12 protein-coding genes are annotated in these 12,132 nt (G+C 45.7%); 1 reads left to right on the forward strand and 11 read right to left on the reverse strand.

Annotated features, from left to right (window positions below; all coding sequences use genetic code 11):
* Positions 1 to 3: 3 nt before the first annotated feature.
* Positions 4 to 990 (forward strand): NAD-dependent epimerase/dehydratase family protein, encoded by a 987-nt coding sequence (locus tag ABR189_RS17925; protein WP_354661838.1) that lies wholly within the window; start codon positions 4 to 6, stop codon positions 988 to 990.
* Here the strand turns inward: ABR189_RS17925 and ABR189_RS17930 are convergent.
* The 11 genes from ABR189_RS17930 to ABR189_RS17980 all read right to left on the reverse strand — a co-directional run bounded on the left by ABR189_RS17930 (position 976) and on the right by ABR189_RS17980 (position 11,945).
* Positions 976 to 1,659, reverse strand: a complete 684-nt coding sequence (locus ABR189_RS17930; protein WP_354661839.1) for a hypothetical protein — start codon at positions 1,657 to 1,659, stop codon at positions 976 to 978. The genes ABR189_RS17925 and ABR189_RS17930 overlap by 15 nt on opposite strands.
* A gap of 120 nt (positions 1,660 to 1,779) precedes the next feature.
* Positions 1,780 to 2,724 carry a UDP-3-O-(3-hydroxymyristoyl)glucosamine N-acyltransferase gene (locus tag ABR189_RS17935; RefSeq protein ID WP_354661840.1) on the reverse strand — a complete coding sequence of 315 codons (945 nt, stop codon included), beginning with the start codon at positions 2,722 to 2,724 and terminating at the stop codon, positions 1,780 to 1,782.
* Positions 2,725 to 3,565: 841 nt separating this feature from the next.
* Positions 3,566 to 4,924, reverse strand: coding sequence for an oxygen-independent coproporphyrinogen III oxidase (hemN, locus tag ABR189_RS17940; protein WP_354661841.1), 1,359 nt, complete (start codon positions 4,922 to 4,924; stop codon positions 3,566 to 3,568).
* An 11-nt stretch (positions 4,925 to 4,935) separates the two neighbouring features.
* On the reverse strand, positions 4,936 to 5,652 hold the full coding sequence (locus tag ABR189_RS17945; RefSeq protein ID WP_354661842.1) for a sulfite exporter TauE/SafE family protein: 717 nt from the start codon (positions 5,650 to 5,652) through the stop codon (positions 4,936 to 4,938).
* Between the two features lies 1 nt (position 5,653).
* Complete coding sequence (locus ABR189_RS17950) at positions 5,654 to 6,091, reverse strand: FixH family protein (protein WP_354661843.1); 438 nt, start codon at positions 6,089 to 6,091, stop codon at positions 5,654 to 5,656.
* Between the two features lie 18 nt (positions 6,092 to 6,109).
* Positions 6,110 to 7,546 (reverse strand): cytochrome c oxidase accessory protein CcoG, encoded by a 1,437-nt coding sequence (gene ccoG, locus ABR189_RS17955; protein WP_354661844.1) that lies wholly within the window; start codon positions 7,544 to 7,546, stop codon positions 6,110 to 6,112.
* A gap of 283 nt (positions 7,547 to 7,829) precedes the next feature.
* A complete protein-coding gene (locus ABR189_RS17960) occupies positions 7,830 to 8,963 on the reverse strand; it encodes a cbb3-type cytochrome c oxidase N-terminal domain-containing protein (protein WP_354661845.1) in 1,134 nt (377 codons plus the stop codon).
* Between the two features lie 12 nt (positions 8,964 to 8,975).
* Positions 8,976 to 9,155 (reverse strand): CcoQ/FixQ family Cbb3-type cytochrome c oxidase assembly chaperone, encoded by a 180-nt coding sequence (locus ABR189_RS17965; RefSeq protein ID WP_354661846.1) that lies wholly within the window; start codon positions 9,153 to 9,155, stop codon positions 8,976 to 8,978.
* Positions 9,156 to 9,311: 156 nt separating this feature from the next.
* Positions 9,312 to 11,441, reverse strand: a complete 2,130-nt coding sequence (ccoN, locus tag ABR189_RS17970) for a cytochrome-c oxidase, cbb3-type subunit I (protein WP_354661847.1) — start codon at positions 11,439 to 11,441, stop codon at positions 9,312 to 9,314.
* Between the two features lie 8 nt (positions 11,442 to 11,449).
* On the reverse strand, positions 11,450 to 11,641 hold the full coding sequence (gene ccoS / locus ABR189_RS17975; protein WP_354661848.1) for a cbb3-type cytochrome oxidase assembly protein CcoS: 192 nt from the start codon (positions 11,639 to 11,641) through the stop codon (positions 11,450 to 11,452).
* Positions 11,642 to 11,654: 13 nt separating this feature from the next.
* Positions 11,655 to 11,945, reverse strand: a complete 291-nt coding sequence (locus ABR189_RS17980) for a cupin domain-containing protein (RefSeq protein WP_354661849.1) — start codon at positions 11,943 to 11,945, stop codon at positions 11,655 to 11,657.
* Positions 11,946 to 12,132: the final 187 nt, after the last annotated feature.

Here is a 12,132-nt window from a genome sequence, read left to right on the forward strand (position 1 = left end):
TTCATGATTTTAGTAACCGGCGGAACGGGCTTTTTAGGTAGTCATTTATTACGTGCATTAGTGAGTAGTGGCAAGCCGGTGCGTGCATTATTCCGTAAAAACATTCCGGTACAGTTACAGGATATCCAGGATAAAATTACCTGGGTACAGGGGGATATTCTGGATGTATACAGCCTGGCAGATGCATTGGAAGATGTAACACATGTATATCATTGTGCAGCGGTGGTGGCTTTTGAGCCAGGCAGTCATGAACGTATGATGAAGATCAATTCGGAAGGTACGGCCAATGTGGTGAATATGTCGTTGGAAGCGGGGGTAAAGAAGCTGGTACATGTAAGTTCTGTTGCAGCCCTTGGCCGGGCAAAAGATGGGCGTGCGATTGATGAGTTCGGAGAATGGCAGGACAGCCCGAATAATTCCAGATATGCGATCAGTAAATACCTGGGCGAGATGGAAGTATGGCGGGGTATAGCAGAAGGATTAGATGCTGTGATTGTAAACCCGTCTATTATCCTGGGTACTGGTTTCTGGGAAGATGGTTCGGGTATGCTGCTCAAGAATGCCTGGAAAGAATTTCCCTATTATACAGAAGGCATCAACGGGTATGTAGATGTAGCAGACGTTGTTGCAGCGATGATCGCATTGATGGACAGCCCTGTTACAGAGCAGCGGTTTATTCTCTCTGCAGATAACTGGAGTTACCGCCAACTGTTTACTGCTATGGCCAAAGGTCTGGGCAAAAAACCACCTCATATCGCAGTGAAGCCCTGGATGGCAGCCATTGTATGGCGGCTGGAAAAGCTCAAAGGGTTCTTTACAGGAAAACATCCATTGGTAACAAAAGAAACAGCCCGTACAGCACAGCTGAAAGTATATTATAACAATCAGCGTATACTGGAAACACTACCTCATTTCCGTTTCCGTCCCCTGGAACAAACGATTGATCATATCTGCAAAGTTTTCCTGGAGGCAAAATCATCTGAACAATAACGCTCCGATTGCAGCCGCCAGGATCTTTTCTATTTCCGCATCTATATGTTTACTCACCCACAGCTGTGGTTTGCTGCCTGGAATCACAGCAGCTACCGGTTGTCCGCGGTACTGAAATTCATAACAGATCTTCTCATAAGAATTGGTTTTCCCAAACCGGTTATGTGCCGTAATACGGATATCAATGTCCGGAGAACGGAGGATGCCGGCAGTTTTATTATTGTTCAGGTCCAGATAAGTGGAGTTTTTCAGAATAAGTTCCCAGCGTTGTAAAGGATTGTTTTTGGTGCCATTGATCAGGGCATAAAACAAAGGAGCACTGTTGGCTTCGCCGGCTAAATAAGATGGTAATGGCCGGTTGGTAAAAGCAGCACGCTGGGTATTCAGGATTTGTACCAGCAGGTTTTCTTCTTTCCCGCTTACGGTAAAATTATAAGGTTGTTGGGGAGCTTTGATAAAGTTGACCGCCATGGCATCTGCTATCCCATTCTTGCGGGAAGAGGTGGTATAAGGACCGTAGGCAAATGTTTTGGCAGAGAACCAGCCATCATTGATTTTTACGGGCCATTCCTGGGGAGCGGTATACAGTTCATCAGCAGAAGTGATGCGCTTGCCGGTATTGCAGGCGATGATCAGCAGGCAGGAAAGAACAGTCAATGTACGTATCATAATATCAACACAAAGGTAAATGATGAGTAGCCGGATGAATGAAGCAGCAGCGGTTACAGGTGTATGATGTGGATGAACGGGTCAACAGTAAACAGCTGTAACCGCTGCTGCGGTATGTCTTTACAGATCTTTCAGTTTGTTCCACATTTCAGGAATGCGCTTTACCCAGGCCAGTTCTTTTTTCTTGGCCATTGCATTCTCTGCCGGGGTGCCAAAGTACACCTTACCTCCTTCCAGGGATGCAGGTACACCACTTTGTGCCAGGACCACTGCATTTTTACCGATCACCAGGTCTTTGGACACACCTACCTGTCCCCACAGGATTACTTTATCTTCTATGCGGGCTTTACCAGCCACCCCTACCTGGGCGGCAAATAAACAGTTGTTACCGATAATGGTACCATGACCAATATGAATCATGTTGTCAAACTTGGTGCCTCTGCCTATAATAGTATCTCCACTCACCCCTTTGTCGATGGTACAGCCGGCACCAATTTCCACATCATCTTCAATGACTACCCGGCCACAGCTTTCCAGCTTATCATAAATGGCTTCGCGCTCTGCCCTTTTCTTAAAATAAAAAGCATCCGCACCGATGACCGTACCTGCATGAATGATCACATTATCTCCGATAATGCAATGGTCGTAAATAGTTACATTAGGATGGATCAGGCAGTTGTTTCCGATACGCACATGATTACCAATGAATACGTTAGGTTGTATAATCGTCCCTTCCCCTATTACTGCACTATCACTGATTGCTTTAGTAGCAGGTTCAAACGGGCGGAAGCGTTTTACCAGTTTTACATAAGCACTGAAAGGGTCATTAATGACCAGCAGCGCCTTACCTTCCGGGCAGGGTACTTCTTTGTTAATAATAATGATAGTAGCCGCTGAGGTAAGACAGGCATTATAGTATTTTTCAAAGTCCACGAAGGAGATATCCCCCTCCTGCACCTTATGTATTTCATTGATACCGGTAGCCTGCAATTCTTTATTGCCTACCAGTTCAGCACCGATGAATGCTGCTATTTCCGTTACCGCAATTGGTGCGTCCAACTTCATATAATCCGTATTATGAGGTGATGTTTAAGTGCGACAAAGTTAGGAGAGATTTAGGTATGCCGCTCATGCTTTCTATAATTTTATCAGCGTGTAAAAAAGCACCGTTTAACTGCAGACCGTTTCTTTTAACCTTGTTTTTTTAGTTTCGGACAATAAAAGGTTGATTTGTTTAACTGTTGTTATCCACAATTATTTTACTTGTGTGAATAAATTTTTTTGTAAAATTTTTCTTTTGTCATAAAATTCTTTTTAATATTGTGTAGGGAATATTATTTCCCTGTACTTACTAACCCATTCACATAACAAGAAAGTCTGATTGTTCCAACGGTCAGACTTTTTTTATGTCCGCTACAACCCTTTATCCACGCATGTTACAGCCGACGCCTTGTTTTCAATTACAAAAACGATTGCTTACAGTTACTGAGAGAAGTACTGCTTTTTACGGTTTTTGAAAAAGGGCGTTTCTGTTCATTTTTTTCATTTCAGGCCTTTTTATCCCCCCTTTTATAAAAAAAAGTTTCCTGTTTTTTCACTTAAAACCTGTTTGATGATCCTAAAGGGATAAAAAGAGGCCAATAAGTACGCAAAGGGTGGTTCATGTGCCAGCTTAACGATGTTTATTCCGGTGCATTATCCTTTATGATACAGTAGCTGAAAGGTTGATGAATAAAAGGTTGTACAGGATTACAGTGATCGTTTGTCTATTGTTTCCGTTTGAAAGATACAGACAGGCTGTTCTTTTAATAAAGTGTTGTCATTAAACACAATAGCAATAAAAAAAGGCTATTCCGATGTTCCGGAACAGCCCTTTCCAAGTAGTAGTAACCTTACAGCCGGGAAGTTATATCGCCTTGCTGAATATTTGTGTCTGAGGGAGTTGTTTCCACAAGCGGGCATCAAAAGCCATACATATATTGCGGATAAAAGGCTTCCCCTGTGGCGTAACAGTTATCTTCTTCGGCAATACATTTACCAGTCCGTCTTTTTCCAGTTCCTGCAGCCGTTCCAATCCTTCCATGATGGCATCACATTGGGTATCTTCCCTGTTCCAGGAGGTTTCAAACTTACACATGAGCGCATGGATGTGTTTACGGATCAGCAGGTCTTCCCGGCTAAGGAGATGACCGCGTACTATGGGAAACGTTCCGCTGTTTACCAGGCGTTGGTAAGCGGTAATGTTCTTTTCATTCTGCGCATACGCATACCAGTTGTCGCCGATAGCAGAAGCACCTAACCCTACCAGCAGGGAAGTATGGGTAACGGTGTAACCCATAAAGTTGCGGTGGAGTTTTCCTGCTTCATAAGCCGTCATTAATTCATCGCCGGGCAGGGCAAAATGGTCCATCCCTATTTCGGTGTACCCATGACTGGCAAACAGTGTTTTGCCCAGTTCGTATAAAGCGCGTTTCTCTTCATCTTTGGGCAGGTCAGCTTCTGAATACCGGCGTTGCCCCACTCCTTTTACCCAGGGCACATGTGCGTAGCTGTAAAAAGAGATCCTGTCGGGGCGGAGAAGCATTACCTGATCAATGGTTGTTTTTACGCTGGCATCCGTTTGCAGTGGTAAGCCGTATATAAGATCAAAGTTGATAGAAGTGTAGCCAATAGCACGCGCCTGATTTACGACCCTTGCTACTGTTTCAAAGGGCTGTATCCGGTTAATGATATCCTGTACTTTGGGATCAAAATCCTGGATGCCCAGGCTCATGCGCCGGAATCCCAGGTTGTACAGTGTTTGCATCTGCGCTTCGGTGGTATTGTTGGGATGCCCTTCAAAACTGAGGGAAGCATCCGGCAGCAATATGGCATCCTTGCACAGGCCATTTAACAATGCTTGCAGGTTGGTTGCACTGAAGAAGGTAGGGGTACCACCACCCAGGTGTATTTCCCGGATACGGGGTTTTTGCTCAAACACTTGCAGGTATAACCGCCATTCATTTAATACTGCCTGAATGTAGGGTTCTTCCACACTATGATTGATGGTAATGTATTTATTGCAGCCACAGTAAGTGCAGAGTTTTTCACAAAAGGGCAGGTGGATATAAATACTGATACCATCCTGATCATTAGATTCCTGAAATGAAGTTTTCAGCAATGATTTCCAGCTGTCCAGGTTAAAGTTGTTTTCATCCCAGTAAGGAACGGTAGGGTAACTGGTATACCGGGGCGCAGCGACATTATATTTCTGAATCAGGTTCATGTTGTTAAAGTTTAAGGGTGACAACAATGTTCCACTACTTTTTCGCTGTGGGAAGACATTGCCGGGCTAATGTATGGGATCCCCAGGTTCAGCCCACGCATGATGAGCAGTGCACCCATGATACCGATTACATAGGGAATCATACGGCGCATTTTATTACGAACGCTCATGCTGATAAGGTTACCGAAATAGGTAATAGCCATCATAGCGGGGAGTGTGCCGGCTCCGAATGCGCACATAAACAGTATCCCATTCTCTACATTACCCGTAGCCACGGAGCCGGCTATTCCCAGGTACACCAACCCACATGGTAATAACCCATTAAAAAAGCCGATTGCATATAAGGTGCGGAAGCGTTGCTGTTGTAATAACCCTCCCAGTATTTTTTTGATGCCGGAGGTAAATCCGTTTAAGAGGCGGGTACCCTGGATACGTTTACCGGCTACATAGTTTAGCAGCACCATACCGAGGAGCAGGCAACCCAAAGTAATAGAGAGCCATTGCTGGAGTCCACCCAGGTAAAACTGTCTGCCCAGCCAGCCAAAGATCATTCCCAGGATGGCATAGGCGGTGACGCGCCCACCGTTGTACAGCAGGATACCCAGCAGTTTTTTAGGACCGGTAAGATGTTGTACCGGCAGCGTAAGCGCAATAGGCCCGCACATCCCTATGCAATGAAAGCTGCCAAGGAAGCCCAGTGATAAAGCGGGAAGAATGATGGCCAGCATATTATTGGATATTTATGTATTCTTCCTGGAAATAAGGTTTGCCGCTCATCTCCCAACGCATTTTTACCCGGTAGCCTCCTTTTATAAAACGTTCTCTGCTTACCAGTAGTTGTCCGTGTTCATTCAGTTGCAGCGGCAGTACAAAGTCTTTACCGGAATCGGAAGGGCGGTAAAATAATACCTGTCCGGTGAGTGCACGGCCATGTAGTTCTTCCGGGAAGGTGATTTCCAGGTCTTGGTTGGATTGTGCCACCTTTACCGGAGCGGAAAGTTGTACTACATTGTCCTGCCCGTCAATTACCTGTTGATATTTAAGCTCTTCTGCATAATAGTCAGGCGTTACCATGTCTATTTTGGTACGGATGCTTTTGGTAACCAGGGTAAGCATACCCGCAGCAAACAGTACAAATACGATGATAATTTTATGTCCCCAATGCATAGTCTGTAGTTTTAAAAGTTATTCTTCGCCTTCCGCAGCACTTACGGGTCCGAGGAAGGTAGTTTTCAGTGATCCTACTTTTTTGGTACCGTCGTACAAGCCAATTTGCAAGCGTGATTTACGGTTTGTAATGGCTTTCCTGGGCAATACAACGAAAAAGGTACCTTGCCCCTGGTCTTCTGCTTTTACGTGAATCTCAGGCCTCCCAATGATCTCTATCTGCCCTTTGGCATCTTCGAGGCGAAGGGTGAGCGGTACTTCCTGTGTGGTTTTATTTACCAGGATGATCCGGTAGAGATTGGTGATACTATCTACACCCCTTTCCTGGTATAACATGCCTGCTGTACGGATGATAGTACCACTTACCGGTTCACGGCTCATCATGAGGTAGCTGATAATTCCCAGGATGGCTACCAGTACGGTGCTGTATACCTTTAAACGGGTTGTAAACCGAAGCGGTTGTTTGTTAGCAATACCATTTTCGGAAGCGTAGCGGATCAGTCCCTGCTGCAGGCCTACTTTATCCATCATAAAGTTGCAGGCATCTATACAGGCTGTACAGTTTACGCATTCCAGCTGGGTACCGTTACGGATGTCTATCCCGGTAGGGCATACTTTCACACATTGCATACAATCGATACAATCCCCTATTTCACGGGTTTCGTTCTTTTTAAATTTGCCCCTGGGTTCACCCCTTACGTAGTCATAGGCCACCAGTACGGAATCTTTATCCAGTAATACTCCTTGCAGCCGGCCATAAGGGCAAACTGTGGTGCATACCTGTTCTCTCATAAAGGCAAATACCCCATAGAACACACCGGAGAAAATAAGGATGGCAGTGAAGCCACCCTTATGCATGGCCAATGGTTCCGTTATAATTTTTTCCAGCTCCTTAGCCCCGATGATATAGGCGAGAAATACATTCGCGATCAAAAAGGAGAGGGCGAAGAAGAGGATATGTTTTCCTGTTTTTTTGATGATCTTTTCGGTATTCCAGGGTGCTTTATTCAGCAGCTTTTGCGCTGGAGCATCCCCTTCAATCCAGTATTCGATGCGGCGGAAGAGCATTTCCATAAAAATGGTCTGTGGGCACATCCATCCGCAAAAGAGGCGGCCAAAGGCCATGGTGAATACCACTATAAAAAGGATGAATGCCATCATGGCCAGTCCGAAGATGAAGAAATCCTGGGGCCAGAAGATGGCGCCAAACAGGATAAACTTTCCTTCCACTACATTTAACATAAACAATGGACGTCCGTTTATCTGAATAAACGGCAGGGAGAAAAACACGATGAAGTACAGGTAGCTAAGTATGCTCCTGGCCGTAAATAATTTGCCCTTGGGCTTTAATGCATAGATCCAGTTACGTTTCCCTTGCTTATCAACGGTAGCCAAACTGTCTCTGAAAGTTTCCTGTTCCATTTTTTTATCCATGATCCATGGATCGTTGTCCATGGTGATTGCCTTCTCAGGTAGTTGATCGTTCTGTCTTCACATTTCCTTTCGCGTCTTTCCTTTATGATAGTGCTTTGTAGCGGATGTTTTACAAGCGGCGGGCAGGCCACGTCCTGCCCGCTTTTTGCAAACTGTTGCATCCTCCGCTTTCACTTTCCATTGTCACATCTTCCATACTGTTGTACCTTTCCGCTGCACCTTTTCTATCTCACACTTTCATTGTTGCGTTTTCACATTTCCACGCTTTTTTTACTTCCTTGCTGTTACTGCTTTGTTGCCATTATTATTGCGCTTCTTTATATTCTTCGCCTTGCTTTTCTTTTGGATTAGGTGGGTTAGACCCGTGTATAGATTTTATAAAGCTGGCCAGTTGTGCGATCTGTTTGGGAGAGAAATCATCCTGCCATGATTTCATGCCTTTCTCCGGCACCCCATATTTAATGGTTTTGAACACATCGTTGATCTTTCCGCCGTGCAGCCAGTAGTCGTCAGTGAGGTTAGGTCCTACGGTACCCTGTCCTTCTGCACCATGGCAGGCAGCACAGTTGGTAGCAAACAATTTCTTACCTGCAGCGAGGTCATTGGCTTCTCCCAGCATTTTTACGGTATTTTCATTGATGTTGTCGGCAGCTGTTTTCAGGTAGGCTTCCTTCGCTTCCGCAGCCTGTGCTTCTGCGATGGCCAGCTCTTCCAGCTGCATGGGGGCGGTATGGGATACGTGATGCCGCCAGATATATACCACGCCAAAGGCAATACTGAAATAAAACGCCCATCTCCACCATGGCGGGGTAGGATTGTTTAGTTCCCGGATACCATCATAATCATGGCCCATATCCTCTTCTGCCTCAGAAGCAGCATCCACAGTTCTGGTTTGGTTGAGTTTTTCCCACCAGTTGATACGCGGTTTTCCGGGTACAGCAGCGGCAGCACCGGCAGCAGCACGTTTGGTTTTTACCTTACGCTTGATGCCTACCAGGTAACGCAGCAGGAACAGCAGGGAAATGATCACCACCAATTCCAGTGCGATGACAGATATCAGCAGGTAAAAAGAAGTCTGGGATAACCCATCGATGGTAGTGCTTACCGCAGGCGCGGCCTGTTCTGCTGCTTCCTGTGCCATCACGGAAGAGCTCATCAGCATTCCCAGCACGATAATACCCACGGTGAGCAAGGTTTTATCAGCTTCTTTTTTCATTCTTTCCCTGAAAATATCCATCGCCCCTACTACTGCATTTCCTAACAAAGCAATGGCAATGAGTAATCCTCCTATCACTACCAGTAGCGTAATGGCTAAAGGATTACTTGCTTCAGATGGGGGCTTAGGTCCGCCCTGGGCTAATACCGGCGCATAGCTCAGCAGGCTTACCAGTACGGCCCCTGCCGCTACATACCATTTATTAAAAAGCTTCCTGTTCATATAAAGATTCGTTTATAGGCTTTTTGGTTCATCATTATCTAATGGTATCCGGCTAATGTGGTCTACCATGGCTTTGTCTGACCGGAATGCCCAGAAGGCTGCCGCCGCAAAAAAGATGGTGAAGATCAGCAAGGATGCCAGCGGATATATGCTAACGTCGTTGATGGATTTGAGATAGTTGATGAATTTCATGATCGATGTTTTGTTGTTTAGAGCTGTGAGCTATGAGCTGCTAGCTTCGAGCTATTGTGTTTTGTTATGAAAGCAATTATTTTATTTATTCGCTTTGATTGCTCGTAGCTATTTTACGCTTCGATTGCTCGGGGCTCGTAGCTCACAGCTCGTAGCTTATCTTACCACCTCCCCTTTCGGAGCGGCTTTAATATCTTTCCCCATTCTTTGCAGGTAAGCAATCAGGGCAACGATTTCGCGGTCGGGCAGCACTTCTATCTTATCTTTTTTCAGGTTCTCTGCGATTTCTTTTGCCTGTTTGTTCATGTCTGCGATGGCTTCTTTTTCATATCCTTTAGCATAAGGCACACCCAGTTTACGCATCACGTTGATCATAGCTGGGGTTTTTCCTTTGTCTATACGGTCGTCCATCAGCCAGGGATAAGCGGGCATGATAGAGCCGGGCGACATAGAAGTAGGATCCAGCATGTGGTTATAGTGCCAGGAGTCAGGGTATTTACCACCTACGCGGGCCAGGTCCGGACCGGTACGTTTAGACCCCCACTGGAACGGATGATCGTATACAAATTCACCAGCTTTGGAGTATTCGCCATAACGGGCCACCTCATCACGGAAAGGACGGATCATCTGAGAGTGACAGGTGTAACAACCTTCTCTTACATAGATATCACGGCCATGCAGTTCTAATGGAGTGTATGGTTTTACACTGCTGATGGTTGGGATGTTACTGCGTATTAAGAAGGTGGGCACCATTTCCAGCAAGCCACCAATACCTACTGCGATCAAGCTGAATACCAGCAGTTGGATAGGACGGCGTTCGATCCAGTTGTGCCAGTGTGTTTTACCATGTGTAACAATTTCTTTTGGCAGCGGTGCTGCTTCAGCGGCTTCATTGGCAACAAATGCTCCCCGTTTGATGGTTTTAACAATGTTTACCACCATCAGGATAGTACCGGAGAGGTACAGTAATCCACCCAGTGCGCGCAATGCATACATCGGTACAATGGTGGTCACTGTTTCCAGGAACTGGAATTTTAAGGTACCTTCTTCTGTAAATTGTTTCCACATCATACTTTGGGTAAAGGCCGCCCAATACAGTGGAATCACATAAAATATGATACCCAGGGTACCTATCCAGAAGTGGTTATTAGCCCATTTGCGGGAATACAGTTGTGTATTGAACAAGCGTGGGATCAGCCAGTAGAGGATACCGAAAGTGAGGAATCCGTTCCATCCCAGCGCCCCCACGTGTACGTGTGCGATGGTCCAGTCGGTATAGTGACTGATTGCATTTACATTCTTCAATGAGAGCATAGGTCCTTCAAACGTAGACATACCATAGCAGGTAAGCGCTACCACAAAGAATTTCAGGATAGCATCCTCCCGCACTCTATCCCAGGCACCACGCAGGGTCAGTAACCCATTGAGCATACCACCCCAGGAAGGCGCAATCAGCATAATGGAGAATACTGTACCTAAAGATTGTGCCCACTCCGGTAAGGCAGTATATAATAAGTGGTGAGGACCAGCCCAGATATAAATGAAGATCAGTGCCCAGAAGTGGATGATAGACCAGCGGTAGGAATATACCGGGCGGTTGGCCGCTTTGGGAACAAAGTAATACATCAGCCCCAGGTAAGGCGTAGTAAGGAAGAATGCCACCGCATTATGTCCATACCACCATTGTACCAGCGCATCCTGTACCCCTGCATACCAGGAGTAGCTTTTGAAGAGCGATAAAGGCATTTCAAAAGAGTTGATGATGTGCAGCATGGCGATAGCCACCCAGGTACCGATATAGAACCAGATGGCTACATAGAGGTGGGCTTCCCGGCGGCGCAAGATAGTACCGAGCATGTTGGCACCAAATACCAGCCAGATTAAGGTAATAGCTATGTCAAAAGGCCATTCCAGCTCCGCATATTCTTTACCGGTAGTGTACCCCAGTAATAAAGTAATAGCACCACCGGCAATAATGGCCTGCCATCCCCAGAAGTGTATTTTGCTCAGCAGATCGCTGAACATGCGGGCTTTACAGAGCCGTTGGAGGGAGTAGTACACCCCCATGAAAATACCGTTACCTACGAAGGCGAAGATGACGGCATTGGTATGAACAGGTCTTATCCTGCCAAAGGTAGTAGCGGCATAGCCGAGGTTGAGTTCAGGTATGACCAGTACCAGCGCTGCCCAGAGGCCCGCGAGCATGCCTACCATTCCCCAGAACATGGTAGCATAAGCAAACCATTTTACAGGCTGGTTGTCGTACGAAAATTTCTCAAGTGACATAGTGCTGTTTATTGTTTCGTTAAATAGTTGGATGTTTCAGCGGTTTCATTGCTACGTTCCTTTTTATCTTCAAAGAGGATACGATGGGCGGGAGAAAAATCATCTTCAAACTGCCCGTTCTTTACAGACCACATAAATGCCAGCAGGAAAAAGAGCGCTACGGCAAGACTGGCTCCGAGTAAAATGATGATGACGTTCATAATGGGTAATTGATTATTTGATTAATACAAAACGGGCTGTTTCGAGTGCTTGTAAAGCATGGACTTCCAGCGCTTTGAAATTGAATACATCTCCTTTTTCGAGGATGGTGATTTCTTCATTGAGCATAAAAGCGATCTTACCGTCCAGTACCAGTATCATCGCATCTGTTTTCGAGGTATGCGGAGGGATCTGGTGGCCTTGCTGCATTACAATGAGGCTAGCCTCAAATCCCGGTGTTTTCTGGAGTGGCCAGTGTTTTATTTTTTCTTCATTATTGGTAAGTAATACATTCAAGGCTTTCATGATTCCTTTTTTTAATCAGGCTGTTATTATTTTGTTTTTATTGACAGGTAATAGTTTGCCCGTTATGAACAAATGGCTTTTTTGTGGCCATTTGTTCATGCACTTTTAATCCGGGCGTCTTAAAATTGGCTGCTTTTTTTATTGCCATCCGGCTCACTGGTCTTATGCCCGGATGGCGGCTTATTTC

The sequence above is a fragment of the Chitinophaga sp. H8 genome (assembly GCF_040567655.1).
Classification (GTDB): domain Bacteria; phylum Bacteroidota; class Bacteroidia; order Chitinophagales; family Chitinophagaceae; genus Chitinophaga; species Chitinophaga defluvii.